Origin of the sequence: Rhizobium sp. NZLR10 (genome assembly GCF_019685125.1) — a bacterium.
Lineage (GTDB): Bacteria > Pseudomonadota > Alphaproteobacteria > Rhizobiales > Rhizobiaceae > Rhizobium.
The window spans coordinates 159,287-176,992 of the sequence record NZ_JABDWE010000005.1 but is presented as its reverse complement, the minus strand read 5'-3'; the positions used below and the strand labels follow the sequence as shown (position 1 = coordinate 176,992).

Below are 17,706 nucleotides of genomic sequence, written 5' to 3'. Positions count from 1 at the left end.
GCTGGCTTCAATGCTGGCGTCGTTTCCTTTTTAGAGAATCATCATGAATGTTGTAGTGGTGGAATCGCCTGCCAAGGCCAAGACGATCAACAAGTATCTGGGTCCGGGATACAAAGTGCTCGCCTCCTTCGGCCATGTGCGCGATCTGCCTGCCAAGGATGGCTCGGTCCTCCCCGATCAGGATTTCGAAATGCTTTGGGAGGTCGATAGCGCCTCGGCCAAGCGGATGAAGGACATTGCCGACGCGGTGAAATCCTCCGACGGCCTTTTTCTCGCGACCGACCCGGATCGCGAAGGCGAAGCGATTTCCTGGCACGTTCTCGACATGCTGAACAAGAAGCGCGTGCTGAACGGCAAGCCGGTCAAGCGCGTCGTCTTCAACGCCATCACCAAGAAGGCGGTGCTCGACGCGATGGCCGATCCGCGCGACATCGACGTGCCGCTGGTCGACGCCTATCTCGCGCGCCGCGCACTCGACTATCTCGTCGGCTTCAATCTTTCGCCGGTCCTGTGGCGCAAGCTGCCCGGCGCACGTTCGGCCGGCCGTGTCCAGTCTGTGTCACTTCGCTTGGTCTGCGACCGCGAATCCGAGATCGAGCGCTTCATTTCGGAAGAATACTGGAACATCTCGGCGCTTCTGAAGACACCGCGCGGCGACGAGTTCGAGGCAAGGCTGGTTTCGGCGAACGGCAAACGGCTGCAGCCGCGCGCGATCGGCAACGGCGAGGATGCAGGCCGGCTGAAGGCGTTGCTCGACGCTGCGAGCTATGTCGTCGACACGGTCGAGGCCAAGCCGGTCAAGCGCAACCCGGGACCGCCGTTTACGACCTCGACGCTGCAGCAGGCCGCTTCCTCCAATCTCGGCTTCTCCGCCTCGCGCACCATGCAGATCGCTCAGAAGCTTTATGAGGGCGTCGATATCGGCGGCGAGACGGTCGGTCTGATCACCTATATGCGAACCGACGGCGTGCAGATGGCACCGGAAGCGATCGATGCGGCGCGCAGCGCCATCGTCGACCAGTTCGGCGAGCGCTACATGCCTGAGAAGCCGCGCTTCTATTCCACCAAGGCCAAGAACGCCCAGGAAGCGCATGAGGCGATCCGTCCGACCGATTTCTACCGGTCACCCGACCGCGTGCGCCAATTCCTCGATGCCGACCAGATCCGGCTCTACGACCTGATCTGGAAGCGCGGCATCGCCAGCCAGATGGCCTCGGCCGAGATCGAACGCACGACGGCTGAAATCACCGCCGACAACAGGGGCGAGAAGGCCGGCCTGCGCGCCGTCGGTTCGGTCATCCGCTTCGATGGTTTCATCGCCGCCTATACCGACCAGAAGGAAGACGGCGAACAGAGCGACGACGGCGATGAGGATGGCCGCCTGCCGGAGATCAATGCGCGCGAGACGCTCGCCAAGCAGAAGATCAATTCGACCCAGCATTTCACCGAGCCGCCGCCGCGCTACTCGGAAGCTTCGCTGATCAAGAAGATGGAAGAGCTCGGCATCGGCCGCCCGTCCACCTATGCGGCGACGCTGGCGACATTGCGCGATCGCGACTATGTGACGATCGACAAGCGCAAGCTGATCCCGCAGGCCAAGGGCCGGCTGGTGACGGCTTTCCTCGAAAGCTTCTTTACCAAATATGTCGAATACGACTTCACCGCCGATCTCGAGGAAAAGCTCGACCGGATTTCCGCCGGCGAGCTGAACTGGAAGCAGGTGCTGCGCGATTTCTGGAAGGATTTCTTCGCGCAGATCGAAGACACCAAGGAATTGCGCGTCACCAATGTGCTGGATTCGCTGAACGAGTCGCTGGCACCCCTGGTCTTCCCGAAAAGGGAGGACGGCAGCGATCCCAGGATCTGTCAGGTCTGCGGCACCGGCAACCTGTCGCTGAAGCTCGGCAAATATGGCGCCTTCGTCGGCTGCTCGAACTATCCGGAATGCAACTACACCCGCCAGCTCTCTTCTGAAAACGGCGGGGAAGCGGATGGTGCCGGATTGAACGAGCCGAAGAACCTCGGCACCGATCCGACGACCGGCGAGGAGCTGACGCTGCGTTCCGGCCGCTTCGGCCCCTATATTCAGCGCGGCGACGGCAAGGAAGCAAAGCGCGCTTCGCTGCCGAAGGGTTGGAAGCCCGAAGACATCGACTATGAAAAGGCGATGGCTCTGATTTCGCTGCCGCGCGATATCGGCAAACATCCGGAATCCGGCAAGATGATCTCGTCGGGCATCGGCCGCTATGGGCCGTTCCTGCTGCATGACGGCTCCTATGCCAACCTGGAAACCATCGAGGACGTGTTCTCAGTCGGCCTCAACCGCGCCGTGACTGTCATTGCCGAAAAGGCGAACCAGCCGCCAGGCCGGGGTTCGCGCGGTACGCCGGCGGCGTTGAAGACACTCGGCGACCATCCCGACGGCGGCGCGATCACCGTTCGCGACGGCAAGTACGGCCCTTACGTCAACTGGGGCAAGGTCAATGCCACCCTACCGAAGGGCAAGGATCCGCAGGCGATCACCGTCGAGGAGGCGCTCGTGCTGATCGCCGAGAAGGCCGGCAAGGCGCCTGCTGGCAAAACCATCAAGGCGAAAGCCAAGCCGAAGGCGGCGGCCGCCGAAGCCAAGACCACCAAGACGGCGGCCAAGCCGAAGACAACAAAGGCGAAGGCGCCCGCGAAATCGAAAAAGAGCTGACGTGAGCAGAATACCGCGCGACAGAACGAACCCTGCGGGAACGCGCCCTGGCAAGATCGGTCGTGCCGGCAAGGATGCTTCCGCGGTCGAGCCGCTGAACATCGTCCACGGCGCGCTGCCCTCGCGCGAGGTGATCCTGCGCTTCATCGCCGATCATCCGCAGAAGGCCTCCAAACGGGAACTCGCCAGGGCCTTCGGCCTGAAGGGCGACAACCGCGTCGAGCTCAAGCACCTTCTGCAGGAGCTTGAGCAGGAAGGCATGCTGCAGAAGAACCGCAAGTCGCTGATCCGTCCCGGCGCGCTGCCGCCGGTCACTGTCCTCGATATCACCACGCGCGACAAGGATGGCGATCTGATCGGCCGGCCGGCGGAATGGCCGGAAGACCAGGGTGTCGCACCTGCCGTCGCCATCCGCCAACAATCGCCTGCTGGCCGCCAGGGCAAGGGCAAGGCGCCCGTCGCCGGTCTCGGCGACCGCATCCTGGCGAAGATCTTCCCGGCCGTCGATCGCGGCGGGCCGGCCTATACGGCGCGGATCATCAAAGTGATCGACAAGCGCCGCGGCGCCTCGATGGGCGTTTTCCGCACGGCGCCTGGCGGCGGCGGCCGGCTGCTGCCGATCGAGCGGCGTGGCGAGGAGATGGTCATCGATCCAGACTTCACCGGCGGCGCCACGGACGGCGACCTGGTCGAAGTCGAAATCGCCCGCCTCGGCCGTCTCGGCCTGCCGCGCGCCAAGGTGCTTTCCGTCGTCGGCTCCGTCGGCTCGGAAAAGGCGATCTCGATGATCGCCATTCATGCGCATGGCATCCCGCATGTGTTCCCGCCAGCCGTCGTTGACGAGGCGGACGCAGCAAAACCCGCCACGATGTCGCATCGCGAGGATTGGCGCGACGTGCCGCTGATCACCATCGACCCGGCCGACGCCAAGGACCATGACGACGCCGTCTATGCCGAACTCGACCCCTCGCCCGACAATCCCGGCGGCGTCGTCGTCACCGTGGCGATTGCCGATGTCTCCTGGTATGTCCGCTCCAAGTCGGCGCTCGACCGCGAGGCGCTGAAACGCGGCAACTCTGTCTATTTCCCGGATCGGGTGGTGCCGATGCTGCCGGAGCGCATCTCCAACGATCTGTGTTCGCTGAAGGAAGGTGTCGACCGCCCGGCGCTTGCCGTGCGCATGAGCTTTTCCGGAGAAGGCCGCAAGATCGGCCACACCTTCTATCGCATCATGATGAAGAGCGCGGCCAAGCTGTCCTACCAGCAGGCGCAGGCGGCGATCGACGGCAAGCCGGACGATCAGACCGGACCGATGCTCGAGCCGATCCTGAAGCCCCTCTGGCACGCCTATGAGGTTATGAAGCGCGGACGCGACCGGCGCCAGCCGCTGGAACTCGACATGCCGGAGCGCAAGATCCAGCTGAAGCCCGACGGCACCGTCGACCGGGTCGTCGTGCCGCCGCGCCTTGAGGCGCACAAGCTGATCGAAGAGATGATGATCCAGGCGAACGTCTGCGCCGCCGAGACGCTGGAAAAGGCACGTCAGCCGCTGATCTACCGCATCCATGACGGCCCGACGCTTGCCAAGCAGGAAATCCTGCGCGAGTTCCTGGCGACGCTCGGCATCCCGCTTGCCAAGGGCGGCAACATGCGCGCCAACAACTTCAACGGCATCCTGGCGAAAGCGGACGGCACGCCGCACCAGACCATGGTCAGCGAGATGGTGCTGCGTTCGCAGAGCCAGGCGATCTACGGCCCGGAGAATATCGGCCACTTCGGCCTCAACCTGATGAAATACGCGCATTTCACCTCACCGATCCGCCGTTACGCCGATCTCATCGTGCATCGCGCCCTCGTCGGCTCGCTGGGCTTCGGTGAAGGGGGCATCACGCCCGAGGAAGAGGCGGCTCTCGACGATATCGCCGCCGAAATCTCGACCTTCGAGCGCCGCGCCATGGCGGCCGAGCGTGAGACGGTCGACCGGCTGATCGCCCACCATCTCAGCGGCCGCGTCGGCGAGGAGTTTGCCGGCCGCGTCTCGGGTGTGACGAAATCGGGGCTTTTTGTCGTTCTGCCGGACTATGGCGCCGACGGTTTCGTCCCCATATCGACGCTTGGAACCGATTATTTCATCTATGATGAGGCGCATCAGGCGCTCTCCGGTGAACGGACAGGGCTTGGCTATCGCCTTGGCGACAGCGTCACGGTGAAGCTTGCCGAAGCGATTCCGCTCGCCGGCGCGCTGCGTTTCGAAATGGTCAGCGAAGGGCGCGAAATGCCGACGGCGGTGCGCTCCTTCCACAAAGCGGGCCGCCGCGACAGGGGCCAGGTCCGCAAGAAGCCCGGAACGAGGCCGCCGCGCGGGCGGCATTAGTACCATTCCGCAAGAGATCCGCCGAGAAACATGAATCCCCATATACCCCGTTGAGACGACCACGGGCTTCAGGTTGGAGTAGCATGGGCGGAATGGTCAGAAGCCCCGTCAGCCGTCTACAATCAGTTCGGATCACGGCGAGGACTGCTTGAAACCGTTTTCGATGAGATTGCGCTTCAGGGTGGCCTTACGCGGATCGCCCAGGCGATGGCGATGCCGAATGCCCAAGCGGGACTCGATCATTTGATCGAAATCTTCTGCAATTTCTGGAACGGCCGTCGGTCGGTTGCATGATGCAATGGTGCTCGACGCCGAATTCGCGCAGGCATTGATCGAGCGAAACGAGCGCCGGCGGCAAACCATCGAAGTGCTGGTTGGGCGAATAACAAAGGGCAAGGCGTTTTCAATCAGCCAACGCGATGCTGTCGCATCTAATCTTTGCTTTTACGAGCTTCGCAATAGTTCGAATGCTGGGGGTGGGACGATCCCAAGAGGCGGTTGTCCTCCTGATCAAGGCTGCATGCAAGGATGCGATCGACCGAATCACATCGGAGGATTGAAATCCGCCAAACCTGTTGCAGTTGGGGGATGATCGATTGGCCCGTGCTGCTAGGGTGCGAATATTCCGCGACCGCGATCGCGCTACCGGCCGCGTCAGCTCTCAGTACCCACGACCACTAGGTGTTTAGTCCCGGCATTTGATGGTGCATTATTTTCCTTGGCATGGAGGGAAGCACGAAGAAGAGGCCGTCATCGTCGCCTTCCGCCGGCATACGTTGCTGCCGCTCGATGATTGCCTCTACGCTCTTCAGCCGACCATCTCACATCTGACGCGTTCGTCGTTGCACAGGTGTTTGCAGCGCCACGGCATTTCACGTCTGCCGGAGGTTGGAGGCGACAAGGAGCCGAAGAAGAAGTTCAAAAGTTATCCGATCGGCTATTTCCACATCGATATTGCCGAGGTGCAGACGGCCGAGGGCAAGCTCTATCTCTTTGTAGCAATTGCCCGAACATCCAAGTTCGCGTTCGCAGAACTCTATACCAAAGCCGGCAAGATGAATGCTGCCCAGTTCTTGCGCAATCTGATCGCGGCAGTGCCTTACACCATTCACATCGTTTTGACCGACAATGGCATTCAGTTCACCAACCGAGCTTGTGATCGAAATGCCTTAGAGCACATCTTCGACTGGGTCTGCGACGATCACAGCATCGAGCATCGCCTGACCAAGGTGAAACACCCCTGGACCAACGGACAGGTCGAGCGGATGAACCGAACGATCAAGGAAGGTGAAGCGGAACAGGAATCGATCCAGTGGATCGATTTCCCGCTGAACGTCAAGCGCTTCCACTACGACGATCATGCGCAATTGAAAAATCATCTGGCCGATTTTATCGACGCCTACAATTTCGGGCGCAGACTCAAGACGCTTAACGGCCTCACGCCTTACGAGTTCATCTGCAAACAATGGACTTTGGAGCCGGATCGATTCATCATCGATCCGATCCATCAAATGCCGGGACTAAACACCTAGAGACTATCAAGCTGTAGATTCTGGCTCAGTACGTCCAAAAAGCTCCGGATCTTGGCCGGAGGCAATCTGTTCTCCTGCCAAAGAGCATGAATCGGGACCGGTGCAGGCTCGTATTCCTTCAGAAGGACCTCGAGTTTGCCCTCATCAACAAGATGTTTGACCTGCCATAAGGGCGAGTAACCCACACCGAGACCCGCGACTGCGGCTGCATAAAGCGCGGTCATGGAGTTTGATTTGAATGATCCGCCTACCTTTATCGTCCTTCGCTTGCCGTCATCCTGAAAGACCCATTCACCGGGACTCCGATCAACAGTACGCACAAGGCAATCGTGGGCCGCGAGATCTTTCGGCGAAGCTGGCCGGCCCCGTGCCAAGAGATAGCCAGGTGATGCGAATACGACACGTCGCAAAGCACCCAGTCGTTTGGCCTGAAGACTTGAATCTGGCAGATCGCCAATTCGGACAACGAGATCGAGGCGTTCATCACTAAGATCGACGAAACGGTCGGAGAGCTGAAGATCTACATCCACATCCCGAAACCGCCGCATATAGTCCGCAATCATTGGAACAATAAAGTCCGGCCCGAACAGGACGGGCGCACCTATCCGCAACAGTCCCTTCGGCTCAAGCCGGCGGTCGGTTGCTTCGAGCACGCCCTCCCTTATTGCCTCAACGGCTGGCTTGATCCTGCGATAGAACGCATCGCCCGCTTCGCTCGGTACCAAACGCCTCGTGGACCGATGAATTAGCACCACCCCCACCTCCTGCTCCAATGCAGCCAATGAACGGCTGATAGATTGAAGAGGTTTTCCAAGCTCGCGGGCTGCTGCAGTCAGGCTATGGTATTCGACGATCGCGACGTACGCCTCGAGATCATGGAGTTGTTTCATTTATTATCTCATTTATTATGATAGTCTATCTCTGATTCAGACTATTATCACAGTTTTGGTAATTCGCTACCTTCGCACAAACGCAAAAACCGGAGGAGTAGTCGAATGCCCGAAAGCAATCCCAAAGTGCTGGTGATAGGAGCCACCGGAAAATTCGCACGGCTGGTAATGCCCGCTCTAGCACGCCGAAACGTCACGGTTCGGGCGCTAGTACGATATCTCGCAAAAGATGTGCAGACCCAGGTGGGCGCCACGGTTGATGTTATTGAGGGTGACTTGCGCAATGCAGAAAGTCTTGACCGGGCATGTGATGGCGTCGATGGCGTTTTTTATATCGGACCAGCATTTGCGCCGGACGAAGCCGCGATGGGTGTCTCAATGATCGAGGCCGCTGAGCGCAGCGGAGTGCGCAAATTTGTTTTCTCATCGGTTATTCAGCCAACAAATACGCGGCTCGAGAACCACGCGAGCAAAATACCTGTGGAAGAAGCGCTCTATTCATCGCGTCTACAGTACACGATCCTTCACCCCGCGAACTTCATGCAGAACATCGCCCTCGCGTGGCCGAACGTGCTGGAGACGAGTACATTTTCCGAGCCATTCCCCAAGACCGCGCGCATTGCGCGTGTTGATTATCGCGACGTTGCCGACGTCGCTGCCGAGGCTCTGACTAGCGATCGACTGGCTTTCGCCACTCTCGAGCTTTGCTCTGAAGGACTTTACCACAGAGGCGATATTGCCGAAATGATGTCGGAAGCGCTTGGACGTCACGTCGAGGCTCTGGAACCTTCCTTTGCCGAGTGGGCATCGAGCGGGAATTTGCCGTACAACGACCATCAGCTGCATCTCCTTTCAAAGGTTCACGAGCATTATGCAAGGTTTGGGCTCGGCGGTAACAGTCTTACGCTAAGGGCGGCTTTGGGCCGCGAGCCGCGTTCCTTGCACCAGTTCATTGGCGACCTCAAGGCGGGACAATATTGATATGGCCAATTGGAACAAACGTGGTATCGCGATGACCGATCGGCGCAATAAAAATCCCAGATGGAAGAAGCTGCCAGCAGGCTACTCCAAACTTCTAATCCCGTTCGTTCTATCCCTAATGATGTCTGCAATAGTCTCGGCTGTGGCAACTGGCATGAGTGCTGGAAGCGGTTTTTTCGCGCACTGGCCCGGCGCATGGGCGGTGTCGTGGCTCGTAGCCTTCCCGAGCCTCCTCATGCTGATGCCGCTTGCACGTTGGATCGTTGGTGTCTTAGTCGAGCCCTTGCGCTGAATCGTCCTCTTTAATAGGTCAAGAGCGGCAGCGCGCTTCTGAGGATCTTCGCTCTTCCGGATACCGCGCCTGGAGCATTGTGGACCCCGCAACGATGGCCAAGGCCCAGTCCTCGAGCGTGGCTACTGCCAACTTCTTCTCGAGTAGGGGATCACGAGCGGCTGGTGTCATGCCGAAAGATTGCACCGCCTGTCGCCGAAGGGTTAACTTTACGGTGCCCATGGCTGTCGCCCCGGCGAAGCTTGCGTGTCAGCAGCGAGCACGGCATAGCGAAGCGCTGTGACAAGCCGTTAAGCTTCTGCCGTTAAGCTTCTGCCGTTAAGCTTCTGAAGCGAACGGAGCTTTTCGAACCCACCTGGCATAAATGAGCTCTTCAACAATCGCCTCGGCACCGGCCTCGTAGCTGATCGTCTCGGCCGGCACCGGCGGATCGACCCGAAGAGTGGCTGGCCGGGCGGGATCGGATGTCATCCGAGGTAATCGTATGACCGTCCAATTGAGGGTAGATTGCCGCAGCAGCCGCAGATGCCCCTCGCCGTCAAGAACCAGTCCGGGTATGTGCTGCATAAGAGCGGCACGCCGTTCAGCCATGTGGGGATGCTCCCTGCCAACCTCAATGTCGTCGCGCACAGCCGATCCCGTGACGGAAACGATGCGCGTGATCTCGAGCGCAGTCATCTCCGGGATCAGGTTCCTGACGGCGGCAGAGGTGACGTCCGCGATCTGTGCACCGGCACTTCCGAGCGTGGAAATCACCGCGTCGGCACCTGTGAGTAAGGCTCGAATCGCAGAAGGGTCATGGGCATCGCCATATACCGCCGTATAGTCGCTTTCAGCCGCGGCGAGTCCGTGGCTATGGACGAGGGCCCGAACCTGCATCTTCTGCCGGATAAGGTTTGCGACGATGCGGCTGCCCAAGCGGCCGCTACCACCTAGTATCGCTACACAGGTCATGACGGTGATCGATCCGAAAGAAAGCTCGCAATCGGGCCGATAAGGTGCCGCCCAGCTTCCTCAGCAACGTTGTGACCGACATCGTCGAGCGTAATGAGACGGTGGTCCGTGAACACCTCCGTCCAGCGTGGAAGCAGCGGCGTGCAACCAGGGTCCTTCATTCCCCAGATCAGGAGTGTTGGCCGGTCCTTTAGGGTGTGACGCCGCGCCCAGATCTCAGCCAGCCAAGAGCTTTCCCCGACGATGGCGCGCGGGAAAACCCATGTGCCCTTGCGCTCGGCCGCCGTTGGAAACGGCGCCAGATATTGCGCGTGGACCTCTGGACCCAGCCTCGAGGAATCTCCGAACGAGGCTTTAAGAAGCACGCGAGGAAACAAATTGAGGTGCTTGCACAGCATCCGTCCGAACGCACTTCCGATAATATGGCTGAAGCGTCGAACGGCCGGATACTCCCGCACATCGAAGAACCAGCTATTCGATGCGATGATCCGACTCACTCTCGATGGATTGGCGACCGCGTAGCTGAGCGCGATCGGACCGCCCCAATCCTGAAAGACGAGGGTAATGTTCTTGAGATCGAGCCCTTCGATGAATCGACCAAGATTGGCCGAGTGGAATTGAGGGAGATAGGACAGGTGAGGCGGCTTGTCGGAAAGGCCGAACCCGAGATAATCGAGCGCAATGCAGCGATGAGTCGAAGAAAAATGACGGATGAGGTGGCGGTATTCAAACGACCAGCTGGGATTGCCGTGCGCGAATAGGAGAATATCACCCTCGCCCTCATCAATATAGTGCATCCTTCCATCGGGAAGATCGAACCACTTTGAGGTGAATGGATAGGCTTCACGGTCAACCCATGCCGGCATCGAAAGTGCTGGCATCGAAAGGGCGGGACCGCTAAACTCGGCGGGTACTGTTGGTTCTTCGGAGATCATCATTGGAGGATATTAGCGAGCTGCACCCAGGTGCCTCAACGCACCGCGAGGTTCCCTTATTGGTCTCAGAGCCAGAGTCCTCCGAGCACGACCCCGCATCCTGCCCGCTTGATGTCGCGATCAACACCATCGGCGGACGGTGGAAGCTCCATATTTTGCGCGTACTAGTGCTTTCCGGACCGCGTCGATACAATGCGCTGCTCGTGGCGATCGAAGGCATCAGTGCCAAGGAGTTGACCCGGAATCTGAGAGAGCTCGAAACGGCAGCACTCGTGGCGCAAATCGATGTTGAAAGCCGGAAGGCATATACCTTGACGCCGTTAGGCATTGAGATCGAAGCGCCGTTTCGGGCCCTTGGGATATTCGGAGCAGCACTGGCGAAACAGCGGGATAGCCGCCGTCGCAACAAGTTGAATGAGACCGGCTTTTTCCAGCGTTAGCACCATCTGGTGGACAGACGGTGCGGTCACCTCAAAGTGGCCATGCATATCGGCTTCTGCGAGAGGGCGTTTGAAGATCCTGGTGTAGGCATAAATGGAGGCCAGATATTGGCCCTGCAGCTGCGTGAACTGTGGCACGCTGGGGCGAGGCTCGTTGCCAAACGTTTGATTCATTTGCGTTTAACCTGTATTTCATCGCATCAGAAGGCTCAAATGACATTCTTTAGCTCCGAAGAGGAACATGCGATGCGCACACCGACCGATCCGGCTGTCCGCTACGGGGATATGCCTGAGGTCGAGCGTCCGGTTGGGCGCTCCATCATGCGGGGGCTGATGAACCGCTGCCCGGCTTGCGGCAGCGGCAAGCTCTTTCGCGCCTTTCTGAAGCCGGTCGATCATTGCGCAGCCTGCGGCGAGGCGATGTATCACCAACGCGCGGACGACCTGCCGCCCTATATCGTCATCCTCGTTCTCGGCCACGTCGTGGTCGGTGGCTATATGCTGACCGACATGACCTTCGTGCTGCCGGTATGGGCGCATCTTGCCATCTGGGCGCCGATCACCGTCATCACCGCGCTTGCCTCGATCCAGCCGATCAAGGGCGGCGTCATCGGCCTGCAATGGGCGTTGCGCATGCACGGTTTCGGTGGAGAGAGTGACGGTTCCGACGATTATGACATCCCCGGCCGGCCGGATTAGCGCCTTCACCTTCCAGACATATTTGACGTGTAGTGCCAGCGCTCCACCGATCACCACCCGAACGCGGCGGCCGACGATCCTCAACGATTTGACATGGTAAGCTTTTCTTGTCTGAACAGGCTTTACATTCCGCAGGTGGTCACTCACATCGGACATATTGCGAAACGCTGCCCGTCACCCGGATTTGGCACGTCTGTGTCTATCTGTGTGAGGTGACCGGCCGATTCGCGCGCGTAGCTTTCTAAGGATGGATAAATGTCTCAGCCGAGAAACGGCACACCGGGCGATGTCGAAGAAATCCATTGGCCTTCTCTGGTGGCAGCCATCTCGTCCATTTCTGCCGTTGGCATAGCAATCGGCCTCGGACTTCCGCTTCTCAGCATCATCCTCGAAAAACGCGGCATCTCGTCCACCCTGATCGGGCTCAACACGGCAATGGCCGGGGTCGCGGCGATGGCCGCCGCGCCGATCACCACTAGGCTCGCCCATAAATACGGCGTTGCGCCGACAATGCTCTGGGCCGTGCTGATTTCGGCGCTGAGCGCGCTCGGTTTTTATTATGCCCAGGATTTCTGGATGTGGTTTCCACTGCGTTTCGCTTTCCATGGCGCGACGACGACGCTGTTCATCCTCTCCGAATTCTGGATCAATGCCGCTTCGCCGCCTTCCAAACGCGGCTTCGTGCTCGGCATCTACGCGACCGTGCTTTCCCTCGGCTTCGCGGCCGGGCCGCTGCTGTTCTCGATTCTCGGCAGCGACGGCATCTTCCCCTTCCTGATCGGCGCCTGCGCCATCCTGCTGGCCGCCATTCCGATCTTCATAGCCCGCGACGAAAGCCCGGTGCTCGAGGAAAAACCGGAGTTGCATTTCATGCGCTACGTTTTCCTGGTGCCGACGGCGACGGCGGCGGTCTTCATCTTCGGCGCGGTCGAAGCGGGCGGCCTGTCGCTTTTCCCGATCTTTGCTGTGCGGGCCCATTTTACCGAATCGCAGGCAGCACTTCTGCTCACCATGATGGGCGTCGGCAACGTCATCTTTCAGATCCCGCTCGGCCTGCTCTCCGACCGCATCGCCGATAAGCGGCCGCTTCTGGCCGGCATGGCGCTGATGGGGTTCATCGGCGCGATGGTGTTGCCGGTGCTGCTCGACAACTGGCTGCTGATGGCCGGGCTGCTGCTTTTCTGGGGCGGCTGCGTCTCCGGTCTCTATACGGTCGGGCTTAGCCACCTCGGCTCGCGGCTGACGGGCTCCGACCTTGCGGCGGCCAATGCCGCCTTCATCTTCTGTTACGCTATGGGAACCGTCGCCGGGCCGCAGGCGATCGGCGCAGCGATCGATGTCGCCGGAAATAACGGTTTTGCCTGGGCGATTGCCGCGTTCTTCGGTCTCTACGCCCTACTTTCCGGCATCAGACTGATGTTCATTCGAAAACGGACTTGACTTTTCGGGCGAGATTCGTAGTTTCGCGCCAGAATTTGCCGTGGAGCCCATCCGGTTTCCACGGCTTTCATTTTCCTTAAAGGCAGGACGACCATGGCCAAGGCTACAACAATCAAGATCAAGCTGCTGTCGACAGCCGACACCGGTTTCTTCTATGTCACGACGAAGAACAGCCGTACGATGACGGACAAGATGACGAAGACGAAGTACGACCCGGTTGCACGGAAGCACGTCGAGTTCAAGGAAACCAAGATCAAGTAGTCACTTGATCTCAGGATTTCAAAAAAGCGCGCGCCCTCGGGTTGCGCGTTTTTTGTTGTCCAGGTGATCGCCTTTAAAGATGATAGCGCAAACAGAAAAACGCCGCCCTTCCATCTTCGGGAAGTGGCGGCGTTTTCTTGAAAGGGGGTCGGCCAGCATGCAAAACGGCACGAGGAACCGCTATAACTTGCCTACTAGCCGACCGACCCCACGACCCAGGAGATGCGGCGGACCTGAGCATCATGGGGTATCGACAACTCCTCAACGGGAGCGCTTCTCTTATGAGCCGATAATTTGCGCAAAAATGAAAGAAAATCAACAAATTCTTAATGATGATTTTTGCGGACTTGATTCTATGGTTAAAAGTCCAGTTTTGGTGCATACAAAGATTGGTCGGCTCTGCTTGGGCTCGAAGCGTAGGCATCCACGCTTCGAAGAAATTCTACACTATAACGTAATAACTTACCCATCCCCTCCCCTTAGGTGAGGTGGCTCCATCGCACTGTATTTCGCCCTATCGGCATGGGGAATTTTTTATAGTCGCTATTTCATTTTTAGCTATGGCCGCACACTTTCAAGACTATCGGGCAGCGGCGCATCGGCAGCAAAGCCGGAAATCCATTTTTGGCTATTTGGCGGCAAAATTTTCACCCCGCGCCATGCGGGCGGGCATTAAAAATCGGTAATAATTCGCTTACCACTGTGGAAAACCCGTAGACGGCACAGAAGGCGACAGATGATTCGTCAGGCGGCTGCGGCGACAACGCGGTTGCGGCCGGTATTCTTGGCCTCGTAAAGAGCCAGATCGGCCTGCTTCATCAGCTGGTCCGGAGTCAGCACCGCTGCAATACGCGAGGCGATGCCGAAGGACGCGGTGACGTTCAGCGCCTCACCGGCGTGTTTCAGCATGAAGGGAGCGCTTTCGATCGCCGTGCGCAGGCGCTCGGCGACAGCGGCGGCTATCTCAGGCGAGGTGTCGGGCATTACAACGACGAATTCCTCCCCGCCGTAGCGGCAGGCAAGGTCGGCACCGCGAATGGTCGAACGGACGCGATTTGCAAATTCCCGCAGGACTTCGTCGCCGCCGTCATGGCCATAGGTATCGTTTACCTGCTTGAAGCGGTCGATATCGGTGATCAGCACCGAAAGCGGCCGGCCGCGCGCCATTGAACGGTTGAAGAGCACGTTCAGATGATTGTCGAGATAGCGCCGGTTATAGAGGCCGGTCAGCGGATCGGTTACCGCAAGCTCGATCGTCTGCTTGACGCTGGCGCGCAGACGGTCGTTGTAGCGCTTGCGGCGGATCTGCGTCAGGCTGCGGGCAACCAGCTCGTTGGGATCGACCGGGCGGATGATGTAGTCGTTGACGCCGAGATCGAGCGCGCGCACGACCATCTCGTCAGCGCCCTGCTCGGTGATAATCAGGATCGGCAGGAAGCGCGTGCGCTCCAGCGAGCGCAACTGCGAGCAGAGGCGAAGCGGATCGTAATCGTCGAAATTGGCGTTGACGATGACGAGATCGAACGCGCTTTCGGCCGCCTCGAAGAGGGCTGCCTGCGGATCGGAGAGGGCAAGCACGTCGGCAACGGGCTTCAGCGCCCTGATAAGGCGCTCCTGCGAATTGGCGCGGCCGTCGACGAGCAGGACCTGAGCGGTCTCGTCGGCGCGGCCCTCGACTGCCCGCGTGAGGTCGTCGATGCCCATCGTATGGGCGGTGTCGGCGCGAATGCGCAGCTCGTCGCTCAACGTCTTCAACCGCAGCAGGCTCTTCACCCGTGAGATCAGCTGCAGATCGTTGACCGGCTTGGTGAGGAAATCGTCGGCGCCAGCCTTCAGACCGCGGACGCGATCGGCCGGCTGGTCGAGCGCGGTGACCATGACGACGGGAATATGCGCGGTCTTCTGGCTGGCTTTCAGCCGCTCGCAGACCTCGAAACCATCTATGCCGGGCATCATGATATCGAGCAGGATGAGATCGACCTGGTTGCGCTCGCAGATCGCCAACGCCGTGTAGCCGTCGGCCGCGGTCATGACGTCGAAATACTCCGCGAGCAGCCGCGCTTCGAGCAGCTTCACATTGGCCGGAATATCGTCCACCACCAGTATTCGCGCAGTCATAGGTGTCTTTCCGATGCGTCAGGCATCGCCCAGATAGGTCTTGATCGTCTCGATGAATTTCGGAACCGAGATCGGCTTGGAAACATAGGCCTCACAGCCGCCCTGGCGGATCCGCTCCTCGTCGCCCTTCATCGCGAAAGCCGTGACGGCAATGACGGGAATGACGTGCAGCTCGTCATCTTCCTTCAGCCATTTCGTGACTTCGAGGCCGGAAACCTCGGGAAGCTGAATATCCATCAGGATGAGGTCGGGGCGATGCTTGCGCGCCAGGTCGAGCGCCTCCATGCCATTTCTGGTCTGGATCGTGGTGTACCCGGACGCCTCGATGAGGTCGCGAAAGAGCTTCATGTTGAGCTCGTTATCTTCTACAATCATCACCTGTTTGGGCATGACAAGCTGTCCCTACGTCCGTTCAAGCAGCCAGTGGTCCCATGAGATAAACACATGCGGACAATAGCTCCGTGAAACCGATAGCGCACGCTAGCGGTATTTGGTTGAAGAAAAGGTAACTTACCCCTCGAAATGCAAAGCAACTTCAAGACTTCGAAACAACAGGCCGCCGACCCGCACGCAACCGCGATCGCCGTGCTCGGTTGGCTCGCCGGCGATTCCGACATGTTCGGCCGATTCCTCGCCCTGACGGGTGTCGCGCCCGGCCAGGTGCGCAACGCCGTCGACGACCCGGGATTCCTTGCCGGCATGATGGATTTCCTGATGAACCACGAACCGACGGCGATGGCTTTCTGCGCTGCGAGCGGCATCAGCCCGGAGACGGTGACCGCCGCCTGGCGGCATTTCTCTTCGCCGGGTCTCGATTCCGGAGAATACTGACCGTGGCCCGCACTCCGGACCTCGATGTCTCGCATATCCGCCTCGGCGAACGCCCGTTGATCGTCTGCGACGTCGACGACGTCGTGCTGCAGTTCATCGGTCCTTTCCAGCTTTTCCTTCAAAGCCAGGGACACGCGTTTCTGCCGCGATCGTTTAAGCTTCACGGCAACATCGTCTCGCAGACGGATGGCGCGGAGATCGAGGATCCGCAGGTCAGCCGGCTGATCGAGGAATTCTTCGAGGCGCAGGAGCTGTGGCAGACGCCGCTCGACCGCGTCGTCGAAACGCTCGACCGGCTTTCGCAGGAGACCGACGTGCTGTTCCTGACGGCGATGCAGCCGCGGTTCCAGGACCAGCGCCGCCGCCTGCTCGACAGGCTGGGCCTGCTTTTTCCGCTGCTTGCCACCGAGCAGCCGAAGGGGCCGATCGTTCACGCCTTGCATGCCAGCCGCTCCCTTCCCGTCGTCTTCATCGATGATATGGCGCGCAATCTGCATTCCGTCAGGGATCACGTCGCCGATTGCCTGCTGATTCATCTGATGCCGAACTCGCCCGTCCATCGTTTCGCACCGGCTGCCGCTGACGACATCAGCCGCGCCAGCGACTGGACGCATGCGGCCGAATTGATCGAGGCGCATTTTCTTTCCGGCGCTCTCATGCGCGCAGTTCCAGCTGCATGAGCGGACGGCCATCCTTGCGCCGTGCCACCATCTCGAAACCGGCCGCATCGAAGATCGCCGTCGAGCCGACGCAGAGGGTCACGGATTTCGACTGCTTCACATGATCGATCGGACAGGCTTCGAGCAGCCGCGCTCCCTGGCGCCGCGCATGGTCGATCGCAAGGGAAAGCAGGCGATGGCTCATTCCCTTGCCACGCAGTCCGGGCAGCAGGAAGAAGCAGCTGACGGCCCAGATGGATGGATCATGCGCATCACCCTCCTCCAGCGGCCGCGAGACGGTGCGCGGCGAATTGAACTGCGGCACGTCATGGCGCGGCCCGACCTGCACCCAGGCAACCGGTGCGCCATCCGCATAACAGAGAATGCCCGGCGGCGGCCCCGCCTTGATCCGGTCCTGCATATGCGCCTTGCGCTCCTCGGTCGCCATCTTCGTTCTTATCGCATGCGGCAGGCGCAGCGCGACGCACCAGCAATTATAGAAGGCACCTTGCGGCCCGAACAGGATTTCGAAGTCGCCCCAGCGTTCTGGCGTTACCGGCTCGAAACGAAGATCGTTATCCAAAGGCAAAGCTCCCGCCTCT

General features: G+C 59.7%; 17 protein-coding genes and 1 pseudogene. 11 read left to right on the top strand and 7 right to left on the bottom strand.

Annotated features, from left to right (window positions below; all coding sequences use genetic code 11):
* The first annotated feature begins 43 nt into the window (after positions 1–43).
* Together topA and rnr are read left to right on the top strand one after the other, a co-directional pair.
* Entirely contained in the window at positions 44–2,698 is a 2,655-nt protein-coding gene (topA, locus tag HJB82_RS10160; protein ID WP_221139897.1) for a type I DNA topoisomerase, read from the top strand.
* A gap of 1 nt (position 2,699) precedes the next feature.
* On the top strand, positions 2,700–5,072 hold the full coding sequence (gene rnr / locus HJB82_RS10155) for a ribonuclease R (RefSeq protein WP_221131553.1): 2,373 nt from the start codon (positions 2,700–2,702) through the stop codon (positions 5,070–5,072).
* A 132-nt stretch (positions 5,073–5,204) separates the two neighbouring features.
* Here rnr and HJB82_RS10150 read toward each other — a convergent pair whose 3' ends face one another.
* Complete coding sequence (locus HJB82_RS10150) at positions 5,205–5,468, bottom strand: hypothetical protein (protein WP_207583816.1); 264 nt, start codon at positions 5,466–5,468, stop codon at positions 5,205–5,207.
* 341 nt (positions 5,469–5,809) lie between these two features.
* On the opposite strand from HJB82_RS10150, the pseudogene HJB82_RS10145 reads away from it, so the two are divergent.
* Positions 5,810–6,604, top strand: a pseudogene (locus HJB82_RS10145) (IS481 family transposase); the annotation flags it as partial.
* On the opposite strand, the gene HJB82_RS10140 reads toward HJB82_RS10145, so the two are convergent.
* Positions 6,601–7,494, bottom strand: coding sequence for a LysR family transcriptional regulator (locus HJB82_RS10140; RefSeq protein ID WP_207583815.1), 894 nt, complete (start codon positions 7,492–7,494; stop codon positions 6,601–6,603). The pseudogene HJB82_RS10145 and the gene HJB82_RS10140 overlap by 4 nt on opposite strands.
* Positions 7,495–7,599: 105 nt before the next feature.
* On the opposite strand from HJB82_RS10140, the gene HJB82_RS10135 reads away from it, so the two are divergent.
* Positions 7,600–8,475 carry an NmrA family NAD(P)-binding protein gene (locus HJB82_RS10135; RefSeq protein ID WP_207583814.1) on the top strand — a complete coding sequence of 292 codons (876 nt, stop codon included), beginning with the start codon at positions 7,600–7,602 and terminating at the stop codon, positions 8,473–8,475.
* A gap of 31 nt (positions 8,476–8,506) precedes the next feature.
* A complete protein-coding gene (locus HJB82_RS10130) occupies positions 8,507–8,767 on the top strand; it encodes a DUF2798 domain-containing protein (protein ID WP_207584292.1) in 261 nt (86 codons plus the stop codon).
* 318 nt (positions 8,768–9,085) lie between these two features.
* Here HJB82_RS10130 and HJB82_RS10125 read toward each other — a convergent pair whose 3' ends face one another.
* Both HJB82_RS10125 and HJB82_RS10120 read right to left on the bottom strand, forming a co-directional pair.
* Positions 9,086–9,721 carry an NAD(P)-dependent oxidoreductase gene (locus HJB82_RS10125; RefSeq protein WP_259669568.1) on the bottom strand — a complete coding sequence of 212 codons (636 nt, stop codon included), beginning with the start codon at positions 9,719–9,721 and terminating at the stop codon, positions 9,086–9,088.
* Positions 9,718–10,659: an alpha/beta fold hydrolase gene (locus HJB82_RS10120; RefSeq protein WP_221131549.1), complete on the bottom strand. Its 942-nt coding sequence runs from the start codon at positions 10,657–10,659 to the stop codon at positions 9,718–9,720. Before HJB82_RS10120 ends, HJB82_RS10125 begins: the two co-directional genes overlap by 4 nt.
* On the opposite strand from HJB82_RS10120, the gene HJB82_RS10115 reads away from it, so the two are divergent.
* From HJB82_RS10115 to rpmG, 4 genes are all read left to right on the top strand, one after another.
* Complete coding sequence (locus HJB82_RS10115; protein ID WP_207583811.1) at positions 10,659–11,096, top strand: helix-turn-helix domain-containing protein; 438 nt, start codon at positions 10,659–10,661, stop codon at positions 11,094–11,096. The two genes, HJB82_RS10120 and HJB82_RS10115, sit on opposite strands and share 1 nt — an antisense overlap.
* A 246-nt stretch (positions 11,097–11,342) precedes the next feature.
* Entirely contained in the window at positions 11,343–11,795 is a 453-nt protein-coding gene (locus tag HJB82_RS10110) for a DUF983 domain-containing protein (protein WP_207584291.1), read from the top strand.
* A gap of 255 nt (positions 11,796–12,050) precedes the next feature.
* Positions 12,051–13,235, top strand: coding sequence for an MFS transporter (locus HJB82_RS10105; RefSeq protein WP_207583810.1), 1,185 nt, complete (start codon positions 12,051–12,053; stop codon positions 13,233–13,235).
* Between the two features lie 93 nt (positions 13,236–13,328).
* Positions 13,329–13,496: a 50S ribosomal protein L33 gene (gene rpmG, locus HJB82_RS10100; RefSeq protein ID WP_007626161.1), complete on the top strand. Its 168-nt coding sequence runs from the start codon at positions 13,329–13,331 to the stop codon at positions 13,494–13,496.
* A 744-nt stretch (positions 13,497–14,240) separates the two neighbouring features.
* Here the strand turns inward: rpmG and HJB82_RS10095 are convergent.
* Both HJB82_RS10095 and HJB82_RS10090 read right to left on the bottom strand, forming a co-directional pair.
* The gene (locus HJB82_RS10095) at positions 14,241–15,614 is read right to left on the bottom strand and encodes a PleD family two-component system response regulator (protein WP_221115178.1); all 1,374 of its coding nucleotides are present in this window, start codon (positions 15,612–15,614) and stop codon (positions 14,241–14,243) included.
* A gap of 18 nt (positions 15,615–15,632) precedes the next feature.
* The gene (locus tag HJB82_RS10090; RefSeq protein WP_003547430.1) at positions 15,633–16,004 is read right to left on the bottom strand and encodes a response regulator; all 372 of its coding nucleotides are present in this window, start codon (positions 16,002–16,004) and stop codon (positions 15,633–15,635) included.
* 132 nt (positions 16,005–16,136) lie between these two features.
* Here HJB82_RS10090 and HJB82_RS10085 point away from each other — a divergent pair, with 132 nt between their 5' ends.
* The gene (locus HJB82_RS10085) at positions 16,137–16,445 is read left to right on the top strand and encodes a DUF3572 domain-containing protein (protein WP_221131548.1); all 309 of its coding nucleotides are present in this window, start codon (positions 16,137–16,139) and stop codon (positions 16,443–16,445) included.
* 2 nt (positions 16,446–16,447) lie between these two features.
* Positions 16,448–17,125 carry a hypothetical protein gene (locus tag HJB82_RS10080; RefSeq protein WP_221139895.1) on the top strand — a complete coding sequence of 226 codons (678 nt, stop codon included), beginning with the start codon at positions 16,448–16,450 and terminating at the stop codon, positions 17,123–17,125.
* Here HJB82_RS10080 and HJB82_RS10075 read toward each other — a convergent pair.
* Entirely contained in the window at positions 17,100–17,687 is a 588-nt protein-coding gene (locus HJB82_RS10075; protein WP_221139894.1) for a GNAT family N-acetyltransferase, read from the bottom strand. The two genes, HJB82_RS10080 and HJB82_RS10075, sit on opposite strands and share 26 nt — an antisense overlap.
* Positions 17,688–17,706: the final 19 nt, after the last annotated feature.

Bases quoted from the DNA above. Each gene is read 5' to 3' on its own strand.
- topA (WP_221139897.1), top strand. From the start codon at position 44: ATGAATGTTGTAGTGGTGGAATCGCCTGCCAAGGCCAAGACGATCAAC.
- rpmG (WP_007626161.1), top strand. From the start codon at position 13,329: ATGGCCAAGGCTACAACAATCAAGATCAAGCTGCTGTCGACAGCCGAC.
- HJB82_RS10105 (WP_207583810.1), top strand. From the start codon at position 12,051: ATGTCTCAGCCGAGAAACGGCACACCGGGCGATGTCGAAGAAATCCAT.
- HJB82_RS10130 (WP_207584292.1), top strand. From the start codon at position 8,507: ATGACCGATCGGCGCAATAAAAATCCCAGATGGAAGAAGCTGCCAGCA.
- HJB82_RS10125 (WP_259669568.1), bottom strand. From the start codon at position 9,721: ATGACCTGTGTAGCGATACTAGGTGGTAGCGGCCGCTTGGGCAGCCGC.
- HJB82_RS10085 (WP_221131548.1), top strand. From the start codon at position 16,137: ATGCAAAGCAACTTCAAGACTTCGAAACAACAGGCCGCCGACCCGCAC.
- HJB82_RS10140 (WP_207583815.1), bottom strand. From the start codon at position 7,494: ATGAAACAACTCCATGATCTCGAGGCGTACGTCGCGATCGTCGAATAC.
- HJB82_RS10135 (WP_207583814.1), top strand. From the start codon at position 7,600: ATGCCCGAAAGCAATCCCAAAGTGCTGGTGATAGGAGCCACCGGAAAA.
- HJB82_RS10095 (WP_221115178.1), bottom strand. From the start codon at position 15,614: ATGACTGCGCGAATACTGGTGGTGGACGATATTCCGGCCAATGTGAAG.
- HJB82_RS10110 (WP_207584291.1), top strand. From the start codon at position 11,343: ATGCGCACACCGACCGATCCGGCTGTCCGCTACGGGGATATGCCTGAG.
- HJB82_RS10120 (WP_221131549.1), bottom strand. From the start codon at position 10,659: ATGATGATCTCCGAAGAACCAACAGTACCCGCCGAGTTTAGCGGTCCC.
- HJB82_RS10090 (WP_003547430.1), bottom strand. From the start codon at position 16,004: ATGCCCAAACAGGTGATGATTGTAGAAGATAACGAGCTCAACATGAAG.